The organism is Sphingomonas sp. PAMC 26621 (assembly GCF_000251145.1).
Taxonomy (GTDB): domain Bacteria; phylum Pseudomonadota; class Alphaproteobacteria; order Sphingomonadales; family Sphingomonadaceae; genus Sphingomonas.
Map to the genome: position 1 here is coordinate 1 of NZ_AIDW01000018.1, position 20,906 is coordinate 20,906.

Here is a 20,906-nt window from a genome sequence, read left to right on the forward strand (position 1 = left end):
CCTCCGCCGCCGCCACGTCGGCGTCGGCGGCGGCGCGGACGGCGGGCGCATCGGTGGGCGCGGTCGCGTTGCGCTCGGTCTGCGCGCCGATCGCGGGTGGCGGGGCGTTGGCGGCGGCGCGATAGGCCGCGCTCTCCGCCGCAATCCGTGTCCGGATATCGCCGCCCCAGGTCGGCTCCGACTCGGCAAGCGACGCGAGCGCACGGTCGCGGTCGAACAGCCACGTCATGATATCGCGCGCGATCGCCGGGGTATCGAGGTTGCGGACGGTATGGCCGCCATGCTCGAGCACCACGGCAATCGCGTAGCGCGGGTTGTCGTGCGGGGCGAACCCCTGGAACAAGGCGTGGTCGCGCATCTTGAAGGGCAATTGCCCGTTCTTGAGCACGCCGCCCGCACGCTCTGCCATGGTGATCCGGCGGACCTGCGCGGTGCCGGTCTTGCCCGCGAGCGCGACCCCGGGGATCAGCATCTTCGCCGCCCCCCCGGTGCCGCCGCCGTTGACGACGCCCCACATCGCCTCGTGGACGGTGCGGAGGTGATCGGGCTGGACCGCCAGCGCGGGCGCGTCCGCATGGACGTGGCCGGTCAGCAGGCTCGGCTGGAGCGCTCGCCCGGAGGCGAGCCGCGCCGCCATCACCGCAAGCTGGAGCGGGTTGGCGAGCACATAGCCTTGGCCGATCGATGCGTTGAGCGAGTCCGCGACGGTCCACGACTGCTTGTAGCGCCGCAACTTCCACGCCGCGTCCGGCACCGTGCCATAGCGCTGGCTGCGGAAGGGGATATCGAACTTCTGCCCGAGCCCGAGCGACCGCGCGACCGGCGCGACATGATCATACCCCAGCCGGCGCACCATCTCGTAGAAATAGATGTCGCAGCTCTGCATGATCGCATTCTTGAGATCGAGCGCACCGTGCCCACGCTTGAGATGGCAGTGAAACACGCCGGTGCCGACCCGCAAGGCGCCGCTGCAGAACACCCGTTCCGACGCGGGAACGCCTGCACCGAGCAGCGCCAGCCCGTTCATAGGCTTGACGGTCGATCCCGGCGGATACAGCCCTTGCAGGACCTTGTTCATCAACGGAACATGGTCGTTGTCCGACAGCATCTTCCATTCGAGATGGCTGATCCCGTCGGAGAAGGCGTTGGGATCGTAGGCGGGCATCGACACCATCGCGAGCATCTCGCCATTGGTACAGTCGATCACCACGACAGACCCGGACTGCGTCCCGAGCCGCCGCGCGGCATATTCCTGCAAGCCGGCGTCGATCGTCAGCCGCGCGTTCTGGCCCGGCTGATCGGGTCTGGTTGCAAGCTCCGCGACCAGCTTGCCGCGCGCGGTCACCTCGACGCGCTTTTGCCCCGCCACGCCCCGGAGCGTCTTTTCCAGCGTCTTTTCAAGACCATCCTTGCCAAGCTTGAAGCCCGGTGTGACCATCAGCGGGTCCCGCGTTTCCTTATACTGCTCGGCCGAGGCGGCACCGACATAACCGGTCAGATGGGCGACCGCTGCGCCCCCCGGATAGCTTCGCGAGAACCCGCGCGTCGGGGCGACGCCGGGCAGTTCGGGCAGCCGCACGCTGACCGCGGCGAACCGCTCCCAGTCGAGATTCTCGGCGACCTGCACTGGCTGGAACCCCGCCGCATGCGCGAGGTCGGCGACAAGCCGGTCCATTTCCTCTGGCTGAAGCTTGAGCAGGTCGCGCAGCAAGGCGAGCACGCGATCCTTGTCCTCGAGCCGGTCGGGGATGATGTCGACGCGGAAATCGGTACGGTTGTTGGCGATCGGCGCGCCGTGGCGATCGACGATCCAGCCGCGCCTCGGCGGGACCAGCGTCATGTTGACGCGGTTGCTTTCCGACAGATTGGTATAATGCTCATTCTCGGCGATCGCGAGCCACGCCATCCGTCCCGCGAGCGCGAGCCCGAACACGCCCTGGCCAGCACCCAGCAGCACCGCGCGGCGCGAAAAGCTGAAGCTTTGCGCCGCCTCGGTCATCACCTTGTTCGAATTGCCGAAAGTCGGCCCGTTCACGCCGATTCCTCCTCGCGCGCCAGCATCGTGCAGATGCGCGTCGCGAGGGGAAACAGCAAGGTCGCAACGGCGATCTGCAGCAGCAAAAGCGTGTCGACGTGCGCGCCAAGCGGTGAAGCGACGAAACGACCGAGGATCAGGCAGAAGGCGATCGAACTTCCCGCGATCAGCCAGTCCTGCCAGAAGTCGCGAAACACGATGCGCTGGTCGATCAGGTCGATCATGAAAAAGCACAACGTCCAGAACAGCATGGCACTGCCGAGCGGCTGTCCGCTGACGAGATCGTCATACAGCCCAAGCGGCAACGCCGCCCAGACCGGCAGGCTGAGCGGCCGCGACAAACGCCAGCCGAGCAGCATCAGCAACCCGAATGGCGGCATCACGGGCAAGCTCGCGATGATCGGCCATACCGTCAGCGTCGATGCGATGACGATCGACAGAGCAGGGACGAACCGCGTCAGGCTCGTATCGGGTGGCTCGTCGAAAGGGCCGCGAATCTGGCTCATCGCGCAACAGCGCTCGCGGCAGGCGCAGGAGCAGGAGCAGAATCTGGCGCGGAACGCGGCTTTGCCGATTTCGACGGCTTGGGGGCAGGGATGGGCTTCGCCACTGGGACCGGCACCGGCGTTGGCGGTAGCGGCGGCATGAAGGCGCGCTGCACCATCGCATAGTCGAGCGTGTCGGGCTGCGAATAGCTGCGCGCCGGCGCGGAGTCGCGTCCGTGCCGCAGGACACGCGCGACCGGAACGTCGGGCGGATAGATCCCGCCGATCCCCGACGTCACGAACACGTCGCCCGGGGTGAAGCCCGCGTTTGACATCGCGACCGACCGGATATCGACCAGTCCGTCGCCCCGCCCGGCGGCAAGCGCGGGCAAACCGTCCCGGGTGCGCCGCACCGGCACGACGCTTTCGCCATCGGTCAGCAGCAGCACGCGCGCGCTGTTCGGCCCGGTTTCGAGCACGCGCCCGACGAGTCCGTCCGGCCCGGTCACCGGCTGGCCCGAGGCGACACCCTGCCAAGACCCGGCATTGAGCACCGCAAACCGACGCGTGCTCGTGGCGGAGGAGCTGACCAGCCGCGCGGTGACGACGGGTTCGGTGATCCGCTCGCGCAGCCGCAGTAAGGCGGTGAGCCGGCGGTTGTCATACACCAGCGAACGCGCGCGCATGTAGAGGGCGTGCTGGTCGGCAAGCTGCTTGTGGAGGCGCTTGTTCTCGTCATGGACACCGACATAGCTGCCGATCCCGCCCGGAATAGACCCGAACCACTGGCCGACCGCCGACAGCCCCGATGACATCGGCGTCGTCACTTCCGCCACCGTCGCGCGCAGCACCGCGAACGCGGGCGGATCGATCGCCGACAACGCAAGCAACACCGCAGCCACCAGCGACCCGGCAACCGCGATCACATAGCCGAGAAACAAACCATATTGCGCCCGCCGCGAAAAACCCGGGCGCCGATTGCGAGGCGGCGCCATGTTACCCCCATCCAAAGGCCCAAGGGCCGCCTGATGCTACCGTCTGTAGCGAGGGCCGTCCGCGCTGAGTAGGGATTCGCGCACCCATCTCGCTCGACAGCCGTGTTGGTCCGTGTGTCGTGCCCGCACCGCTCACGCGCTGTGGAGCACACCCCGGTAGATCGGATCCTCGAGCGCACGCCCGGTGCCGAGCGCGACGCAGGTGAGGGGGTCGTCCGCGATCGTGACGGGCAGGCCGGTCTCGTCGCGCAGCACTTCGTCGATGCCCTTGAGCAACGCGCCACCACCGGTGAGCACGATCCCCTGATCGACGATATCCGCCGCCAGTTCGGGCGCGGTATTCTCGAGCGCGATGCGGACACCCTCGACGATCTGCCCGACCGGTTCGCTGAGCGCCTCGGCGATCTGGCCCTGGTTGATCTGGATTTCCTTGGGCACGCCGTTGACGAGATCGCGCCCCTTGACGTGGATCGTCAGGCCGATCCCGTCGAGCGGCGGCTTGGCGACACCGACTTCCTGCTTGATCCGCTCCGCGGTCGCGTCGCCGATCAGCAAATTGTGGTTGCGACGGACATAGGAGACGATCGCCTCGTCCATCTTGTCCCCGCCGACGCGCACCGAAGTGGTATAAGCGAGACCGCGCAGCGACAGCACCGCGACTTCGGTCGTGCCGCCGCCGATGTCGACGACCATGCTGCCGATCGGCTCGGTGACGGGCATGTCCGCGCCGATCGCGGCGGCCATCGGCTCCTCGATCAGCCAGACCTGCGAGGCGCCCGCGTTCGACGCGGCATCGCGGATCGCGCGGCGCTCGACCGAGGTCGAACCCGAGGGAACGCAGATAACGATCTGCGGCCAGCGCATGAAGCGCCGCTGCCCGCCGTGGACCTTGCGAATGAAGTGCGCGATCATCTGCTCGGCCACGTCGATATCGGCGATGACGCCGTCACGAAGCGGGCGGATCGCCTGGATGCTGTCGGGGGTCTTGCCCATCATCAGCTTGGCGTCGTCACCGACTGCCTTGACGCGCTTGACGCCGTTCAGCGTCTCGACCGCGACAACCGAGGGTTCGTTGAGCACGATGCCGCGGCCGCGCAGATAGACGACCGTATTGGCGGTCCCCAAATCGATCGCCATGTCGTGCGAGGAGAAGCGAAAGAGATTCGAGAAAAAGCCCATGGATCGTTCCGTTTCACGCCGGGTGCGGAGGCTTCCGGCAGGTCGCATTTCGCCCCCGCGACATGCTTAAACCCGTGGCTTTCAGAGCGACGCCCACGCTCTGGTTAAGTCACGGATACGGCTCGCGGGATGGCGTCGCTTGGGCTAGAGCTTAAGGCATGTCAATACGCCGCCTCCCCGAACATCTCGTCAATCGTATCGCTGCCGGTGAAGTGGTGGAACGGCCAGCCAGCGCGTTGAAGGAGCTGGTCGAGAACGCCATCGACGCGGGCGCGACGCGGATCGCGGTGCGGCTGGCCGGCGGGGGGACCGATCTGGTCGAGGTCACCGACGACGGGTGCGGGATGCAACCGTCCGACATGGCGCTCGCGCTGGAGCGGCATGCGACCTCCAAGCTCCCCGACAGTTTGCTGGTAGATGGGGCGATCGAAGCGGTCAGCACGCTCGGGTTTCGCGGCGAGGCATTGCCCTCGATCGCGAGCGTCGCGCGGATGACGCTGGAGAGCCGGGTGCCCGGCGCGGAAGGCTGGTCACGCGTGATCGACAATGGCGTGCTGGAGTCGGAAGGCCCGGCCGCGATCCCGCCGGGGACTCGCGTACGGGTCGAGGCGCTGTTTGCGCGCGTGCCAGCACGACGCAAGTTTTTGCGCTCGCCGCGCGCGGAGTTCGCGGCGTGCATGGACGTGGTGCGGCGGTTAGCGATGGCGCGGCCCGACATCGGCTTCTCGGTCGAGCATGACGGACGGCGGTCGCTCTCGGTCAGCGCGGGCGAGACCTTGCCCGACCGGGTCGCCGGGCTGACCGACCGCGGGCTGGTCGAGAACGGCGTCGGGATCGACTTCGTCCGCGAGGGGATCGGGCTGGGGGGCATCGCAGGCTTGCCGACCTTCAATCGCGGGATTGCGGATCATCAATATCTGTTCGTCAACGGGCGTCCGGTGAAGGACCGCCTGCTGATCGGCGCGATTCGCGGGGCCTATGCCGAGATGATGCCGCGCGACCGGCATGCGGTGGTGGCGCTGTTCCTCGACGTTCCGCCCGATGCGGTCGACGTCAACGTCCATCCGGCGAAGACCGAGGTGCGGTTTCGCGACCCGGCGCTGGTGCGCGGGTTGATCGTCAGCGGGTTGCGCCGGGCGCTGGATGAAGCGGGGCATCGCAGCCAGCGCCCGACCGAGAGTGCGCTGGCGGCGTGGACCAGCGAGAATAGCCCCTCCCCTTCAGGGGAGGGGTGGGGGTGGGGCAGTCCAGCAGAACTCCGGCTCGGTGAGACATCCCCCACCCCCAACCCAGTTTCAGGTCGGTCAGGCTCCCAGCCTGACCTGAATAGCCCGGGGGGCTATTCACCTGAAACTCCTGAAGGGGAGGGGCTAAGAATAGATCACCGCTCCTACTCCCTCAACGACCGCCGCACCTTCTTCACCCCACCCCCGCTCGCCCGCGCCGAACCCGCCTACGCCCCACCGCCCGAAACCGTCGCCTACCCCCTCGGCGTCGCGCGCGGCCAGGTCGCCAAGACCTATATCGTCGCGGAAGCACAGGACGGCCTGATCCTCGTCGACCAGCACGCCGCGCACGAGCGCCTCGTGCTCGAGCGGATGCGCAAGGCGATGGCGTCCGGCGGGGTCGCCAGCCAGGCGCTGCTCCTCCCCGAAGTGATCGAACTCGACGAGTCCGCCTGTGACCGGCTCGAGGCGCGGGCAAACGAGCTCAGCGAATTCGGCCTCGACCTCGACCGCTTCGGCCCGCGCGCGATGCTGGTGCGCGGTGTGCCCGCGATGCTCGGGCAAAGCGACGTCACCGGTCTGGTCACCGACCTCGCCGACGAACTCGCCGCCTTCGACGAGGCGCTGTCGCTACGCGAGCGACTCGATCACGTCGCCGCGACGATGGCGTGCCACGGATCGGTACGGGCAGGGCGGATCCTGTCGGTTGCCGAAATGAACGCCCTGCTGCGCGAAATGGAAGTCACGCCGCATTCGGGGCAGTGCAATCACGGGCGGCCAACCTGGGTGAAGCTGGCGCATGGCGACATCGAACGGCTGTTCGGACGGAAGTAGCGAGGCGCGGGGCAAGCTTTCGTTTGGAAGTACAAAGCAGGCTTTCGTTCATCCTGCGGAAACAAATGCGATGCGGCGCATTTTACCCGCAACAGCCCCCATCGCCGTATCGGACCGCCTGATGACCAAAGTTCTTCCCATCGTCTTCGCGCTCATCCCGCTCGCAGCCCTCGTCGGGGCATGCGCCGTCACCGGCTGAATCCCACTCCCTCCAGCCGGGCGAAAGTTTAGCGCAAAGAAAAAGGGCCGCCCGGATCACTCCGGACGGCCCTTTTCGTATCGTAACCGAATGACTTACGCTGCGGCAGGTGCCTCGGCGTCGTCCTGGTTCGAGGCGACCTCGGCGGTCGCACCGGGCTCTGCGTTGGGATCGTAATCCTCAACGAAGCCAGCCTCGTCCTTTTCGAACATGGCTTCCATGACGTTGACGCCCTCGGCCTGCATCTTCGCCTCTTCGGGCGAGCGTGCAATGTTGACCTTGATCGTCACCGACACTTCCGGGTGCAGCGAAACCTTGACCTCATAGAGGCCGATGGCCTTGATCGGCTTGTTGAGCACGATCGCCGACTTCGACACCTTGTGGCCTTCGGCCTCGAGGATCTCGATCAGATCGCGCACAGCAACCGAGCCGTACAGCTGGCCGGTGTTCGACGCCTGACGGATCAACGTCACGGTCGTGCCGTCGATGCCCTTGGCTTCGACTTCCGCTTCCGCACGACGCGTTGCATTTTCAGCAACGATGTTCTCGCGGTTCTTTTCGAAGACCTTGCGGTTGGCTTCGTTGGAGCGAAGCGCCTTCTTGTTCGGCAGGAGGAAGTTGCGGGCGAACCCGTCCTTCACCTTGACGACGTCGCCGATGTTGCCGAGCTTGTCGACACGTTCCAGCAGGATGACATCCATCTCAGCCGCTCCTTACTTAACGATGTAGGGCAGAAGGCCCAGATGACGCGAACGCTTGATCGCCTGGGCGAGCTCGCGCTGCTTCTTTGCGCTCACCGAAGTGATACGCGACGGGACGATCTTGCCACGCTCGGACACGAAGCCCTGGAGCAACCGGACGTCTTTGTAATCGATCCGGGGCGCGTCTTTTGCGGAGAACGGGCAGCTCTTGCGGCGGCGGAAAAATGGGCGTGCCATGGTCTATACGTCCTTATTCGCTATCGAAGTCACGACGCGGGCGGTCGCCACGGTCAGGACGATCGCCGCGGCCTTCACGGCCACCTTCACGGTCGCCACGACGCTCACGGTCGCGCTCGGACTTGCGCATCATCACGGTCGGGCCCTCTTCGAGCGCGTCGACCTTGACGGTCATGTAGCGGATGATGTCTTCGTTGATCTGCGTCTGGCGCTCGAGCTCGGCGACGACGCCGGCAGGGGCGTCGATTTCGAGCATCACGTAATGCGCCTTGCGGTTCTTGGCGATCTTGTACGCCAGGCTACGCAGGCCCCAGCTCTCGGTCTTGACGACCCGGCCTTCGTTATCGTTCACGATCTTGGTGGCGGTTTCCGCCAGGGCGTCCACCTGCGCTTGTGCCAGATCCTGGCGCGCAAGGAACACGTGCTCGTATAGAGCCATGTGTCTCGTCTCTCTCTTTTGGCCGATCGCTGACGCCGCACCATGCGGACGCCCCTCCGGCTGTCGTCTCGGGAATCACATACGACGACCATTTCTGGCCGCAGCACGGGCGTGTCCTTTGCCCGAACCTTCCGACGCACACAAGCGCTTTGTTCCGCGTCTTACCCGCTTCGGATTAATCATGTCTGGCATCGAAAACGCAAGGACAACAGTACGATAAAGCGATGTGGATTGGCTCATACCCAATCCTAAGTATTAACTATACGGTGTTTGCAGTATTCTCCTTCAATACCAAAAAAGGTAAGTATGATCGTCGGGAGGTGATCCTCAATGATCCTATTACTTTCAGTAATTGTGAGCGCTGCCCTGTTCTCGGTAGGGTTTGTCGCGGGCTGCTTCTGGAGCGCCAACTTCCTACAGAACCGGGTCGACCAGGAAAGGGGGGCAGCAATGGCTGCACATCGATTAGAGGGACCAGTGCCAGGGGCGCTGGAGCCGTCATTTTCGTTCGGGCTGGCTGAAGGGACCCCAGTGCGATGACCGCGCGCGTCGGCTTTCGAACGGACCATTTGCAGCTCTTCGAGGCGTGCAACATCCATACTCCGACGTCGGACCGGTATCTGGCGACCTTCGACCTCGATGCCGATGGCCTTCTGCTCGGATCGAATGCGGTCGGCCAGCACATGCTGGCACGCCAGAACCTGCTACACGGCGCGCTCGGGCAGCCGCTGCTCGGGGCGTCGCGGGACTTGTCCACGCAGTTCAGCACCGCACTGACCGAACGCGCCGGCGATGTGGTGATGGTCTCGGTGACCGATACTACCGGCGTCCGTCATGCCCTGCTGATTGCGCACGATACGGCAAGCGGAACGTACCAGGCGGCGAGCCGGACGAAGCTGGTGGTGCGGGACCTGCTTGCCTGGGCCGAATCGGAAATGCTCGTTCCGTCCCGCGTCTATCTGCTGACCGCGAGCGAAACCGCCCTCGCCCAAAGTCTCGTGATGGGGCGGTCGCTGACGACCCATGCGCGATTGCGCGGCTCCGTGGTCGCTACGGTTCGAAAGCAGCTATCGTCGATTTTCTCGAAGACCGGCACGAGCCGCCAGGTCGAACTGGTCGCGACGCTGCTCGCAACGGCGGCGCTGCACGATCCGTGGGCGACCGGCGGGGAGGCACCCGGTTTCGGCACCGGGCAAAATCTGGACCACGGTGTCATTCGCCGCTCCGGGATGCGGGTCCGGCACTGACGTCACCCCCCCGGGGAGGCGAGGGCTGTGCCCGACGAACCGTCGGTCACAGCCCTCGTTCGATCAGTTGAACGCACCACTCAGCACTGCGCCGATGACGCCGCCATTGGTGCGGATCAGCACCGCGTCATTGCCCGAGCGAACCCAGCGCGAGCCGCGCGGCGGGGCGTAGAGGCGGCGACCGCGATACGCACGCCAGTCGCTGATCTCGCGGTAGTTCTGCGCGTAGCGACGGTCGAACTTCTGCCCGCGCGCCCAGCGGCGATTTTGCGGCGCGTTGGTCGTCGTGCGGCGAGTCACGACCGTGCCGTTGGGCCGCTCGCGGACCACCGTGCGGGTTTCGCGCTGCTGTGCCTCGGCACTGGTCGCGGCGATCGGGCTGGCGGCAGCGGCTGTAGCGAGCAGCGCTAGGATTAGCTTCTTCATGACAAACTCCTTGGTTTGGACGGCGCCTTGCTCCCGGCGTCGAGACCTATTTGGGATGCGCATGTCGCACATCCGTACCGACAAGAACGCGAATTGGTCGCAAGATGTCCCGGCCGGTCCGGGCCCGTTCAGGTTGACGCCGCTTCGCTCGCGGGCCTAACCGCGCGGACAAAGGAGTGATGCGATGCGGGCGTTTGTTTTTCCGGGACAGGGTAGTCAGGTGGTCGGCATGGGCCGCGCGCTGGCGGAATCGAGTGCGGTCGCGCGCGCGGTCTTTCAGGAGGTCGACGATGCGCTTGGCCAGAATCTCTTCCGGCTGATGACCGAAGGCCCCGAGGACCAGCTCCAGCTGACCGAAAACGCGCAACCCGCGATCATGGCGAATGCGATCGCCACGTTGCGCGTGCTCGAACAGGAGGGCGGGATCCGCCTTGCCGACAAGGCCGATTATGTCGCGGGCCATTCGCTCGGTGAATATAGCGCCTTGTGCGCAGCGGGCGCGATCGACCTGTCGACCACGGCGCGGCTGCTCAAGCTGCGCGGGCAGGCGATGCAGGCGGCGGTCCCGGTCGGGGTCGGCGCGATGGCGGCGCTGCTCGGCGCGGACGTCGACAAGGCGCGCGCGATTGCCGAAGCCGCGGCCGAAGGAGAAGTCTGCACCGTCGCGAACGATAACGATCCGTCGCAGGTCGTCATCTCCGGGCATCGCGGTGCGATCGAGCGTGCGATCGCGCTCGCCAAGGAAATGGGCGCCAAGCGCGCGGTGCTGCTCCCGGTCTCCGCGCCGTTCCACTGCCCGCTGATGCAGCCCGCCGCCGATGCGATGGAGCGCGCGCTTGCGGATGCGCGGGTCGATGCGCCGCTCGTGCCCGTGTTCGCCAACGTCACCGCAGCCCCCGTGGCCGACGCCGACACGATCCGCCGGCTGCTGGTCGAACAGGTCACCGCCATGGTCCGCTGGCGCGAATCGGTGCTCGCGATGGCGGACACCGGGGTCGAGCGCTTCGTCGAATTCGGCGGCAAGGTGCTCACCCCGATGATCAAGCGCATCGCCCCCGACGTGGACGCGACCAGCGTGGTGACGATGGACGATATCGAAGCGCTTTCCAAAGCGCTGTGACGGAGAAGAATGATGTTTGATCTGACTGGAATGACCGCGCTCGTCACGGGCGCATCGGGCGGCATCGGCTCCGCCATCGCGCGCGCGCTCGCCGCGCAAGGCGCGCGGATCGCGGTATCGGGCTCGAACGTCGCCAAACTGGAGGCATTTCGCGACAGCCTGGACGGTGATCACGTCGCGCTGCCGTGCGACCTGTCCGACGGTGCGGCGGTCGACGCGCTCGTACCGCAGGCGGTCGAGGCATTGGGCGGCAAGCTCGACATCCTCGTCAACAATGGCGGGATCACGCGCGACAATCTGGTGATGCGGATGAAGGACGAGGAATGGGACGCGGTGATCCGCGTCAACCTCGAGGCCGCCTTCCGGCTTGCGCGCGCCGCAGCCCGCCCGATGATGAAAGCGCGGTTCGGGCGGATCGTGTCGATCACCTCGGTCGTCGGCACCACCGGCAACCCGGGGCAGGCGAATTACGCCGCGTCCAAGGGCGCGCTGACCGCGATGTCGAAGGCGCTGGCGCAGGAACTCGCGAGCCGCGGGATCACCGTCAACTGCGTCGCGCCGGGCTTCATCGCCTCGCCGATGACCGACGGGCTGCCCGATGCACAGAAGGATGCGCTCAATGCGCGGACCCCGATGGGAAAAATGGGCGAGGGCATGGATATCGGCGCAGCAGTCGTCTATCTGGCCAGCCGCGAGGCGGGCTATGTCACGGGGCAGACGCTCCACGTCAACGGTGGCATGGCCATGATCTAAGCGCAGACGCCGCACGGTTCGCGGCGTTGCCGCACGCGTTCGGGTACCGGTTCCCCTTGCAAGGGCCTTAACCCCGTTCTACGTGCGTTCAGGAATCAAGAACCCCCAGCTACAGAGGGACGGAATATGAGCGAGACCGCAGACCGCGTTAAGAAGATCGTCGTCGAGCATCTCGGCGTTGAAGCCGACAAGGTGACCGAAGATGCGAGCTTCATCGATGATCTGGGCGCGGACAGCCTCGACATCGTCGAGCTGGTGATGGCCTTCGAAGAAGAATTCGAAGTCGAAATTCCGGATGATGCCGCCGAGAAGATCACGACCGTCAAGGACGCGATCACCTTCATCGACGAGCACAAGGGCTGAGCGCCACGCCACGGGCGCGGCAGCAACGCTGACGACAGAAGCGGCTCCCCGTCCCAGGGCAATATACCGGGGGCGGGGGGCCGTTTTCCATTTGGACGACAAGCAATACAACGGGAGATGGCCATGCGCCGTGTTGTGGTAACCGGATTGGGTCTCGTGACGCCGCTTGGCGCCGAGGTCGAAACGGTGTGGGCGAACCTGCTCGCCTCGAAATCGGGCGCAGGGCCGATCACGCGGTTCGATGCGTCGGACCAGAAATGCCGCATCGCGTGCGAGGTGAAGCCCGCCGACCATGCCTATGGCTTCGATCCCAATTTGCGCGTCGACCATAAGGTCCAGCGCCAGGTCGATCCCTTCATCATCTATGGCATCGATGCCGCCGGTCAGGCGCTCGAGGATGCCGGTCTCACCAACATGACCGAGGCCGAGCGCTATCGCGCGGGTTGCTCGATCGGGTCGGGGATCGGTGGATTGCCCGGCATCGCGAGCGAATCGCTCGTCTGCGAGAACAAGGGGCCGAGCCGCGTCTCGCCGCACTTCGTCCACGGTCGGCTGATCAACCTGATCACCGGGCAGGTGCAGATCAAATACGGCCTGATGGGCCCGAATCATTCGGTCGTCACCGCCTGCTCGACCGGCGCGCATTCGATCGGCGATGCCGCGCGGATGATCGCGATGGACGATGCCGACGTGATGCTCGCGGGCGGTGCCGAGGGCGCGATCTGCCCGCTTGGGATCGCCGGCTTCGCGCAGGCGCGCGCGCTGTCGACCGCGTTCAACGACGAACCCGAAAAGGCCAGTCGCCCCTACGACATCGCCCGCGACGGTTTCGTGATGGGTGAGGGTGCAGGCGTCGTCTGCCTCGAGGAATATGAGCACGCCAAGGCGCGCGGCGCAAAGATCTATGCCGAGGTCATCGGCTACGGCATGTCGGGCGATGCCTATCATGTCACCGCGCCGCATCCCGATGGTTCGGGCGCGTTTCGCTCGATGGAAATGGCGATGAAGCGCTCGGGGCTGCAACTCTCCGACATCGACTATATCAACGCGCACGGCACTTCGACCCCGCTCGGCGACGAGCTCGAGCTGGGCGCGGTCCGGCGGCTGTTCGGCAGCAACATCGACACGCTGTCGATGAGCTCGACCAAGTCCGCGATCGGGCATCTGCTCGGCGGCGCGGGTGCGGTGGAGAGCATCTTCTGCATCCTCGCGCTGCGCGACCAGATCGTGCCCCCGACGCTCAACCTCGACAATCCGAGCGAAGGCTGCGCGGGGGTCGATCTCGTTCCGCATGTCGCCAAGCAGCGGTCGGTGAAGGCGGTGCTCAACAATTCGTTCGGCTTCGGCGGGACGAATGCATCGCTCGTCATGATCCCGGTCTAATACGACGGTGCGGCGTCTTGGCTGCCTCGGGCTCGGCGCATTGCTGCTGGCGGTAGCGGTGGTGCTGGGCGTCGCGAACATGTGGGGCGGGCGTGGCCCGCTCGATCGTTCGATCTCGGTGCAGGTCGCACCCGGGGCGAGCCTCGCGACCGTCTCGCTCCAGCTCGAAAAGGCCGGGGCGATCGCCTCGGCCGAGCGATTCCGCCTGCTCGCGCGGGTCTTTGGATCGAACGCGCCGGTCAAGGCGGGCGAATATCGCATCCCGCCGCGGCTCAGCCAGGGCGATATCCTGAAGGTTCTGCAAGGGACCAAGACCGTCCAGCGCTTCGTCGTGATTCCCGAGGGCTATCCCTCGGTGATGGTGAAACAGGTGCTCGATCGCACCACCGAACTGTCCGGGACGGCGGAGGCACCCGCCGAGGGCAGCATCCTGCCCGACAGTTATGCGTACCAGCGCGGCGAGACACGCGCGCAGATGGTCGCGCGGATGCAGGCACCGATGACGCGCTATCTTGCGCAGGCATGGGCCAAGCGCAAACCCGGCCTGGTCGTGACGACCCCGCGCGAGGCATTGATCCTCGCCTCCATCGTCGAGAAGGAAACCGGCAAGCCGAGCGAACGCCGCCTGGTTGCGGCGGTCTATGCCAACCGGCTCCGGCAGCGGATGATGCTCCAGGCGGATCCGACGATCATCTACCCGATCACCAAGGGCAAGCCGCTCGGTCGCAAGATCCTGCTGTCCGAGGTGCGCGCGGTGAATGCGTACAACACGTATGCGATGGTCGGGCTTCCTGCGGGGCCGATCTGCAACCCGGGCCGCGCGAGCATCGACGCAGTGCTCGATCCCGCGCAATCCAAGGCGTTGTATTTCGTCGCGGACGGATCGGGCGGGCATGTCTTCGCCGATACGCTGCCCGAGCATAACGCCAACGTCGTCAAGTGGCGTGCCTACCGGCTCGCGCACGGGATCTGATCCGCCACCCCGGCTGCGTGCCGGGGTGACCGGTCAGGTGGATCGCCCGGAGGAGACTAGCGTTGCGAAACCGGCGACGGTGCTGCCGGCTTGTTCGCCAGTTCGGCGCCTTCGCCATCGCGATCGCGGTGCCCGAAACCGGGCGGAGCTTGAACCATTCGGGCCGATCGATCGCGACGAGGAACGCCAGCATAACCAGCCCGAACGTCAGAAACAGCAGGGAACCGCGGAAGGTTTCGGTGGGGGGCGTACGGTCTGCGTCGTTCGATCGGTGCATCGGCTGTCTCCTCGGGGTGGAGATCCAAACGTAAGCACCGGTCGAATACCGCGTTTAACTAAAGCGTGAGTTTTCATTGCTGCAACGCAGCAAGGTTTCGACACAAAGACCGGGTGTCACCCCCGCAAGCCGTTCGCCGCGCGCGCGAGCGCCTCGACCTCGGCCATCGATGCGCCCTTGGGCGTTACCCAGCTTCCCCCCACGCACAACACCGGCGCGAACGACAGCCACTCGGGCGCGCTCTGCTCGGTGATCCCACCGGTCGGGCAGAAGCTGCACTGATAGAACGGTGCCGCCAGCGCCTTGAGCGCCTTCAAGCCTCCATTCGCCTCGGCCGGGAAGAACTTGAAATGCGTCAGGCCGAGATCGAGCCCGGTCATGATGTCCGCGGCGTTCGCGATCCCCGGCAGGAACGGGACGCCGCTGTCGATGATCGGCCGCGCCAGCCGTTCGGTCAGCCCAGGCGAGACGATGAACTCCGCGCCCGCGTCCATCACCTGAGCGAACTGGTCGGCGTTGACGACCGTGCCTGCACCGACGATCGCGCCCGGCACCTGCTTCATCTCGCGAATCGCGTCGAGCGCGGCGGGGGTCCGCATCGTGACCTCGAGCACGCGCAGGCCACCCGCGACCAGCGCCTCGGCGAGCGGACGCGCGGTCGCCGCGTCGTCGATCACCAGCACCGGGATGACCGCGCTGGTCTGCATGATTTCGGCGATCGTGACGGTCATTGGGTATACTCCTGCGCATAAGCGGCCGCCGCGCCGAACAGGCCGGGCTGCGGATAGGTGATGAGCTTGACGGGGATCGTCGACATGCGGTTCTGGAACCGCCCCTTGGCGGCGAACCGCTCGGCAAAGCCCGACTTGCGGAAATGGTCCTTGAGCCGAAGCCCGAGCCCGCCCGCGATCACGACGCCGTTCGATCCATGCGCCAGCGCAAGATCCCCCGCGACCGCGCCGAGGCTCATGCAGAACCGGTCAAGCGCGGTGACGGCGAGGCTGTCGCCCTCGTCGAGCGCAGCGGTCCAGATCGCCTTGTCGTCGAGCCGCGTGATCGAGCGATGCTCGATATCGGCAAGCGTCTCGTAGATCGCGACGATGCCGGGGCCGGACACGACGCGTTCGGCGGACACGCGCGTGTATGCCTTGCGCAACCGCTTCACCATCGCATCCTCGAGCGCGTCGAGCGGCGCGAAATCGATATGTCCGCCCTCGGTCTCGATCACATGATAGCGATCCTGCGCGCGTAACACCTGCGCGACGCCGAGCCCGGTGCCGGGGCCGCAAACGGTGATCACGCCATTCTCGGGGAAGGGGATATCCGGCCCGCCAATGTGGAGGAACTCGCTCTCGGGGACCTGCGCAACGGCCTGGCCGACCGCGCCGAAATCGTTGATCAGGACGAAATTGTCGACCTTGAGCCGCTCCTTGATCAGCGGCGGGCGGATCACCCAGGGGTTGTTGGTCAGCTTGATCACGTCGCCGCTGATCGGCGAGGCGACCGCGATCGCCGCCGCGCGCGGAAGCGGCTGGCCGATCTGCGCGCCAAACGCCTCCCAAGCAGTCTGGAACCCGCCATATTCGGCGGTCTTCAAGGTCACCGGCTCGCCGAGCGTGACGACACGACCGCCTTCTACCTCCGCCAGCGCGAAGCGGGCGTGCGTACCGCCGATATCAACTGCAACGACCTGCATTCCATTCCCCTCTGGCTTGCCCCCCGGGTGCTCCTGCGCAGGCAGGAGCCTGGAGTAACAAGCGCTACGTTCGTAACTCTGGGCTCCTGCCTGCGCAGGAGCACGGCGGATCGTTACCAGCCCATGCCCGTCAACAAGGGCGAAGCACCGCGCTCCGCCTCGTTCGCGTTGGCGCGGAACAGGCCGAACAATTCGCGACCCATCCCGTCGATCTCGGTCGGCATCGTGACCGGCGTCCGCGCCGCCCACTCCGCCGGATCGACCCGCGCAAACAATTCGCCGGTTTCCGCATCGACGCGGATCACATCGCCGTCGCGCACGCGCGACAACGGCCCATCGCCGAGCGCCTCGGGCGAGATATGGATCGCACACGGCACCTTGCCGCTCGCCCCCGACATCCGCCCGTCGGTCACGAGTGCGACGCGGAACCCGCGGTTCTGCAGCACGCCGAGCGGCGGGGTCAGTTTGTGGAGTTCGGGCATACCGTTCGCACGTGGTCCCTGGAAGCGCACGACGACCACGACGTCGCGGTCGAGTTCGCCCGCCTGGAACGCCGTCTGCACCGAAGCCTGGTCATGGAAGACCCGCGCCGGCGCCTCGATCGTCCAGCGATCGCGCTCCACCGCCGAAACCTTGATGCACGCGCGACCGAGGTTGCCGGTCAGGATGCGGAACCCGCCCTCGGGCGCAAACGGCGCGGCGGGGGTGCGCAGGATCGTCTCGTCTCCGCTCGGGCCGGGATCGACCCAAGTGAGGTGGTCGCTTTCGAGCACCGGCTTGCGCCCATACGCTTCGAGCGAGTCGCCCGCCACGGTCATGAGGTCGCCGTGGAGCATCCCCGCAGCGATCAGTTCGCGGATCACGAACGGCATGCCGCCCGCCGCCTCGAACCCGTTCACGTCGGCCGAGCCGTTCGGATAGACCCGCGCGATCAGCGGGATCGCCTTGGACAGCCGGTCAAAATCCTCCCAGTCGATCACGATCCCGGCGCAGGCCGCGATTGCCGGAAGGTGAAGCAGATGATTGGTCGAGCCACCCGTCGCGAGCAGCCCGATCGCCGCGTTGACGATCGCCTTCTCGTCGACGCAAAGCCCGAGCGGCCGATAGGACTCGCCATGCCAGCCGTTCGCCGCGAGCCGGTGGACCGCACCGCGCGTCAGCTCCTGCCGCAGCTTGGTGCCCGGATTGACGAAGGCGGCGCCCGGCATGTGGAGCCCCATCATCTCCATCATCATCTGGTTGGAGTTGGCGGTGCCATAGAAGGTGCAGGTGCCCTTCGAATGATACGCCCCGATCTCGGCCTCGAGCAGCGCGTCGCGCCCGACCTTGCCTTCGGCGAACGCCTCGCGAACCGCCGCTTTTTCCTTGTTGGGAAGCCCCGAGGGCATCGGCCCGGCGGGGATCAGCACCATCGGCAGATGCCCGAAGCGCAACGCGCCCATCAGCAGCCCGGGCACGATCTTGTCGCAGATGCCGAGCAGCGCCGCGCCTTCGAACATTCCGTGGCTGAGCGCGATCGCGGTCGACAGCGCGATCGTGTCGCGGCTGAACAGCGACAGCTCCATCCCCGGATAGCCCTGCGTCACGCCATCGCACATCGCCGGAACACCGCCCGCGACCTGCGCGGTCGCGCCCGCTTCGCGCGCCCAGACCTTCATCTGCTCGGGGTAGCGATAGTAAGGCGCGTGCGCCGACAGCATATCGTTATACGACGTGACGATCCCGATGTTCATCGCCTTGCCGCCGGTCAGCGCGGGGCGATCCTCCTCGGTCCCGGCATAGGCATGCGCGGCATTCGCGCAGCCCATCGCGGGCCGCTCGATATGCGAATCGCGCGCACGCCCGATAAGCGTGAGATACGTATCCCGCGTGGCCTTGGAGCGGGTGATGACGCGGTCGGTGACGGCGGCGATTTCAGAATGAAGGGTCACGACAATCTTCCCGGGGAGGGGTTGGAGATCACTCGGCGGCCCAGTGAATATCTACCGGTAGTTCCGCATCTGCAAGCACACGTCCAATCGGGTAGGACGAAGACGGCCCCTGCTTGATCGCCTGTTCGATCACCTTCTTCTTCGCATCACCCGTCACCGCGATGATCAGCGCGCGCGCCGAGACGATCGCGGCGCGGCTGAGCGTGACGCGCGCGACCGGCGCTTCCTTGGGGAGCGGATCGGGCATCACGCCGAGCGCGCGGCGCTCGACCGGGCCGGACAGCGCCTCGTCGAAATCGGGTCCGGGAAAGATCGAGGCGGTGTGGCCATCAGCCCCCACGCCGAGCAGGCACAGGTCGAGCGGCCAGTGCAGGTCCTGCATCAGCGCATCCGCCGAGCGGCCAGCGGCCTTGTAATCCGCGGTCGCGTTGGGAACGATCGGCATCACGCGCGCGCCCTTGGGCAGGAACGTCTTGGCGATCATCGTCACGTTCGACAGTGCGTCGCCCAGCGGAACCACGCGCTCGTCGGTCGGCACGATCGTCACGCGCTTCCAGTCGATCTTCGCCTTGGCGAGCCGTTCGTAGATCGGCACCGGGGTCTTGCCACCCGCCAGCGCGATCACCGCCGCGCCGCGGGCGTCGATCGCCGCGTCGATGATGAAGCCGATGTCGCCCGCGACGGCGTCCGCCATCTCGTCGGCGCTCTCATAATCCCACCATTCGATTTCGTGTTCGTCGCTCATGTCTTTTCTCTCTTTTTCTCCCTCTCCCCCCTGGGGAGAGGGTCGGGGAGAGGGGCCGTGCAGCGAACCATAGCCCGCGGTACTGCCCGCTCCCCCCTCGTTCAGTTCAGCCACCCTCTTCCGCAAGCCGGAGAGGGAGAAATCAATCGTCCTGCCAGGTCACGCCATCGCGCTCGGTCAGCGCGACCGCAGCACTCGGCCCCCAGCTCCCCGAAGGATAGCTTTTCGGCTTCATGTCGTTCGCGACCCAGCCCTCGCGGATCGCGTCGATCCACGTCCACTGCGCCTCCACCTCGTCGCGGCGGACGAACAGGGTCTGGTCGCCCTCGATCAGGTCGAGCAGCAGCCGCTCGTAGGCGATGCGACGGCGCGTGCCCGCGAACTCCGAATCGAGGCTCAGGTTGAGCGGCACTTCGCGCAGGCGGATCCCATCGCGGTCGAGCCCTGGCTCCTTCGCCATCACCAGCAGCTGGATATATTCCTCCGGCTGGAGGCGGATGATCAGCACGTTGGGCTGGAGCAAGCCGCCACGGTTCGAGAACATCGAGTGCGGCACCGGCTTGAACTGGATCGCGATCTCGCTCCGCCGCGTCGGCATGCGCTTGCCGGTGCGCAGGTAGAAGGGCACGCCCTGCCAGCGCCAGTTGTCGACATGCGCCTTGATCGCGACGAACGTCTCGGTGGTCGAGGCCTTGCCGAGCTCGTCGGCATAGCCCTTGACGATCTCGCCGCCGCTTGCGCCCGCGGCATATTGCCCGGTGACGGTGTCGCGCGGCGCTTCCTCGGGCTTGATCGTGCGGAGCGAGCGGAAGACCTTGGCCTTTTCGTCGCGGATCGCATTGCCGTCGAAGCGGGCAGGGGGCTCCATCGCGACGAGCGCGAGCAACTGGAGCATGTGGTTGGCGACCATGTCGCGCAGCGCGCCCGCGCCGTCATAATAAGCCGCGCGTTCCTCCAGCCCGACCGTCTCCGAGATGGTGATCTGGATATTGTCGATCCCGCGCGCATTCCATACCGGCTCGAAGAACGAGTTGCCGAAGCGCAGCGCGAGGATGTTCTGGACGGTTTCCTTGCCGAGATAATGGTCGATCCGGAAGGTGCGCTCTTCGGGGAAGGCGGTCGCGACCGTATCGTTGATCTCGCGGCTCGATGCGAGGTCGTAGCCGAGCGGCTTCTCCAGCCCGATCCGGACGGTTTCGCCCGCAAGGCCCGCGGACTCCAGACCGCGGATCACCGCTTCGAACAGCGACGGCGCGGTCGACAGGAAGATCGCGAGCCCCCCGGACACGTCCCCGACCTTTTCGCCGAGCTGCTTGTAATGATCGAGGTCGGTCGCATCGAGCGGCTGGTAGCCGACCCGCTCGAGGAAGCTCGCCATCGCCTTCTCGTCCATCCGGTCCTTGGGGACGAACTTCTCGAGCGCGGTCTTGGCGAACGCCTGATAGCTCGCATCGTCATGATCGGAGCGGGCGGTGCCGGTGATCGTCAGCCCCTCGGGCAACAGGCCGTCGGCATGCAGGCCATACAGCGACGGCAGCAACATGCGCTGCGCGAGATCGCCGGTAGCACCGAACAACAGGAGTTTACCGACAGGCGTGCGGATTGGCATGCGACTAGAACCTCCTGGGGACGGGGGGAAGCGTCACCTAAGCAGCAAGCGAT

Annotated in this window: 20 protein-coding genes; 7 read left to right on the forward strand and 13 right to left on the reverse strand. The window is 66.1% G+C overall.

What is annotated here, in order from left to right; genetic code table 11:
* From mrdA to RI03_RS09450, 4 genes are all read right to left on the reverse strand, one after another.
* The coding region (mrdA, locus tag RI03_RS09435) for a penicillin-binding protein 2 (RefSeq protein ID WP_037515122.1) at positions 1–1,999 on the reverse strand (1,999 nt) is incomplete at its 3' end.
* A 32-nt stretch (positions 2,000–2,031) separates the two neighbouring features.
* On the reverse strand, positions 2,032–2,541 hold the full coding sequence (gene mreD, locus RI03_RS09440; protein ID WP_010163750.1) for a rod shape-determining protein MreD: 510 nt from the start codon (positions 2,539–2,541) through the stop codon (positions 2,032–2,034).
* The gene (gene mreC, locus RI03_RS09445; protein ID WP_010216921.1) at positions 2,538–3,515 is read right to left on the reverse strand and encodes a rod shape-determining protein MreC; all 978 of its coding nucleotides are present in this window, start codon (positions 3,513–3,515) and stop codon (positions 2,538–2,540) included. The genes mreD and mreC overlap by 4 nt, the downstream gene beginning before the upstream one ends.
* A gap of 132 nt (positions 3,516–3,647) precedes the next feature.
* On the reverse strand, positions 3,648–4,694 hold the full coding sequence (locus tag RI03_RS09450; protein WP_010163754.1) for a rod shape-determining protein: 1,047 nt from the start codon (positions 4,692–4,694) through the stop codon (positions 3,648–3,650).
* A gap of 158 nt (positions 4,695–4,852) precedes the next feature.
* Between RI03_RS09450 and mutL the strand changes: the two genes are divergently transcribed.
* Positions 4,853–6,754 carry a DNA mismatch repair endonuclease MutL gene (gene mutL / locus RI03_RS09455; RefSeq protein WP_026046600.1) on the forward strand — a complete coding sequence of 634 codons (1,902 nt, stop codon included), beginning with the start codon at positions 4,853–4,855 and terminating at the stop codon, positions 6,752–6,754.
* A 294-nt stretch (positions 6,755–7,048) separates the two neighbouring features.
* Here the strand turns inward: mutL and rplI are convergent, their stop codons facing one another.
* The 3 genes from rplI to rpsF are packed head-to-tail and all read right to left on the reverse strand — an operon-like array spanning position 7,049 to position 8,330.
* Positions 7,049–7,654, reverse strand: a complete 606-nt coding sequence (gene rplI / locus RI03_RS09460; protein WP_010216925.1) for a 50S ribosomal protein L9 — start codon at positions 7,652–7,654, stop codon at positions 7,049–7,051.
* Positions 7,655–7,666: 12 nt separating this feature from the next.
* Complete coding sequence (gene rpsR / locus RI03_RS09465) at positions 7,667–7,891, reverse strand: 30S ribosomal protein S18 (protein WP_010163758.1); 225 nt, start codon at positions 7,889–7,891, stop codon at positions 7,667–7,669.
* A gap of 13 nt (positions 7,892–7,904) precedes the next feature.
* The gene (gene rpsF, locus RI03_RS09470; protein WP_026046601.1) at positions 7,905–8,330 is read right to left on the reverse strand and encodes a 30S ribosomal protein S6; all 426 of its coding nucleotides are present in this window, start codon (positions 8,328–8,330) and stop codon (positions 7,905–7,907) included.
* Between the two features lie 536 nt (positions 8,331–8,866).
* Here rpsF and RI03_RS09475 point away from each other — a divergent pair.
* Positions 8,867–9,577: a helix-turn-helix transcriptional regulator gene (locus tag RI03_RS09475; protein ID WP_010216928.1), complete on the forward strand. Its 711-nt coding sequence runs from the start codon at positions 8,867–8,869 to the stop codon at positions 9,575–9,577.
* A gap of 63 nt (positions 9,578–9,640) precedes the next feature.
* Here RI03_RS09475 and RI03_RS09480 read toward each other — a convergent pair whose 3' ends face one another.
* On the reverse strand, positions 9,641–10,003 hold the full coding sequence (locus tag RI03_RS09480; RefSeq protein ID WP_010216929.1) for an RcnB family protein: 363 nt from the start codon (positions 10,001–10,003) through the stop codon (positions 9,641–9,643).
* A gap of 184 nt (positions 10,004–10,187) precedes the next feature.
* Here RI03_RS09480 and fabD point away from each other — a divergent pair, with 184 nt between their 5' ends.
* The 5 genes from fabD (at position 10,188) to mltG (ending at position 14,595) form a co-directional block, all read left to right on the forward strand.
* The gene (gene fabD, locus RI03_RS09485) at positions 10,188–11,123 is read left to right on the forward strand and encodes an ACP S-malonyltransferase (protein WP_026046602.1); all 936 of its coding nucleotides are present in this window, start codon (positions 10,188–10,190) and stop codon (positions 11,121–11,123) included.
* 12 nt (positions 11,124–11,135) lie between these two features.
* Positions 11,136–11,876: a 3-oxoacyl-[acyl-carrier-protein] reductase gene (fabG, locus tag RI03_RS09490; RefSeq protein ID WP_010216933.1), complete on the forward strand. Its 741-nt coding sequence runs from the start codon at positions 11,136–11,138 to the stop codon at positions 11,874–11,876.
* A gap of 126 nt (positions 11,877–12,002) precedes the next feature.
* Entirely contained in the window at positions 12,003–12,239 is a 237-nt protein-coding gene (locus RI03_RS09495; RefSeq protein ID WP_010163766.1) for an acyl carrier protein, read from the forward strand.
* A gap of 123 nt (positions 12,240–12,362) precedes the next feature.
* Entirely contained in the window at positions 12,363–13,622 is a 1,260-nt protein-coding gene (gene fabF, locus RI03_RS09500; RefSeq protein ID WP_010216935.1) for a beta-ketoacyl-ACP synthase II, read from the forward strand.
* A gap of 7 nt (positions 13,623–13,629) precedes the next feature.
* Positions 13,630–14,595 carry an endolytic transglycosylase MltG gene (gene mltG, locus RI03_RS09505; protein WP_010216936.1) on the forward strand — a complete coding sequence of 322 codons (966 nt, stop codon included), beginning with the start codon at positions 13,630–13,632 and terminating at the stop codon, positions 14,593–14,595.
* A 393-nt stretch (positions 14,596–14,988) separates the two neighbouring features.
* Here mltG and eda read toward each other — a convergent pair whose 3' ends face one another.
* The 5 genes from eda to zwf form a co-directional block, all read right to left on the reverse strand.
* Positions 14,989–15,603: a bifunctional 4-hydroxy-2-oxoglutarate aldolase/2-dehydro-3-deoxy-phosphogluconate aldolase gene (eda, locus tag RI03_RS09515; RefSeq protein ID WP_010216937.1), complete on the reverse strand. Its 615-nt coding sequence runs from the start codon at positions 15,601–15,603 to the stop codon at positions 14,989–14,991.
* Positions 15,600–16,568, reverse strand: a complete 969-nt coding sequence (glk, locus tag RI03_RS09520) for a glucokinase (RefSeq protein ID WP_010216939.1) — start codon at positions 16,566–16,568, stop codon at positions 15,600–15,602. Before glk ends, eda begins: the two co-directional genes overlap by 4 nt.
* 113 nt (positions 16,569–16,681) lie before the next feature.
* On the reverse strand, positions 16,682–18,499 hold the full coding sequence (gene edd, locus RI03_RS09525; RefSeq protein ID WP_010216940.1) for a phosphogluconate dehydratase: 1,818 nt from the start codon (positions 18,497–18,499) through the stop codon (positions 16,682–16,684).
* 28 nt (positions 18,500–18,527) lie between these two features.
* Positions 18,528–19,244 carry a 6-phosphogluconolactonase gene (gene pgl, locus RI03_RS09530; RefSeq protein ID WP_010216943.1) on the reverse strand — a complete coding sequence of 239 codons (717 nt, stop codon included), beginning with the start codon at positions 19,242–19,244 and terminating at the stop codon, positions 18,528–18,530.
* A gap of 142 nt (positions 19,245–19,386) precedes the next feature.
* A complete protein-coding gene (gene zwf, locus RI03_RS09535) occupies positions 19,387–20,853 on the reverse strand; it encodes a glucose-6-phosphate dehydrogenase (protein WP_010216944.1) in 1,467 nt (488 codons plus the stop codon).
* Positions 20,854–20,906: the final 53 nt, after the last annotated feature.

Coding starts and splice junctions, on each gene's coding strand:
- mreD (WP_010163750.1), bottom strand. CDS start 2,541: ATGAGCCAGATTCGCGGCCCTTTCGACGAGCCACCCGATACGAGCCTG.
- mreC (WP_010216921.1), bottom strand. CDS start 3,515: ATGGCGCCGCCTCGCAATCGGCGCCCGGGTTTTTCGCGGCGGGCGCAA.
- RI03_RS09450 (WP_010163754.1), bottom strand. CDS start 4,694: ATGGGCTTTTTCTCGAATCTCTTTCGCTTCTCCTCGCACGACATGGCG.
- mutL (WP_026046600.1), top strand. CDS start 4,853: ATGTCAATACGCCGCCTCCCCGAACATCTCGTCAATCGTATCGCTGCC.
- rplI (WP_010216925.1), bottom strand. CDS start 7,654: ATGGATGTCATCCTGCTGGAACGTGTCGACAAGCTCGGCAACATCGGC.
- rpsR (WP_010163758.1), bottom strand. CDS start 7,891: ATGGCACGCCCATTTTTCCGCCGCCGCAAGAGCTGCCCGTTCTCCGCA.
- rpsF (WP_026046601.1), bottom strand. CDS start 8,330: ATGGCTCTATACGAGCACGTGTTCCTTGCGCGCCAGGATCTGGCACAA.
- RI03_RS09475 (WP_010216928.1), top strand. CDS start 8,867: ATGACCGCGCGCGTCGGCTTTCGAACGGACCATTTGCAGCTCTTCGAG.
- RI03_RS09480 (WP_010216929.1), bottom strand. CDS start 10,003: ATGAAGAAGCTAATCCTAGCGCTGCTCGCTACAGCCGCTGCCGCCAGC.
- fabD (WP_026046602.1), top strand. CDS start 10,188: ATGCGGGCGTTTGTTTTTCCGGGACAGGGTAGTCAGGTGGTCGGCATG.
- fabG (WP_010216933.1), top strand. CDS start 11,136: ATGTTTGATCTGACTGGAATGACCGCGCTCGTCACGGGCGCATCGGGC.
- RI03_RS09495 (WP_010163766.1), top strand. CDS start 12,003: ATGAGCGAGACCGCAGACCGCGTTAAGAAGATCGTCGTCGAGCATCTC.
- fabF (WP_010216935.1), top strand. CDS start 12,363: ATGCGCCGTGTTGTGGTAACCGGATTGGGTCTCGTGACGCCGCTTGGC.
- eda (WP_010216937.1), bottom strand. CDS start 15,603: ATGACCGTCACGATCGCCGAAATCATGCAGACCAGCGCGGTCATCCCG.
- glk (WP_010216939.1), bottom strand. CDS start 16,568: ATGCAGGTCGTTGCAGTTGATATCGGCGGTACGCACGCCCGCTTCGCG.
- pgl (WP_010216943.1), bottom strand. CDS start 19,244: ATGAGCGACGAACACGAAATCGAATGGTGGGATTATGAGAGCGCCGAC.
- zwf (WP_010216944.1), bottom strand. CDS start 20,853: ATGCCAATCCGCACGCCTGTCGGTAAACTCCTGTTGTTCGGTGCTACC.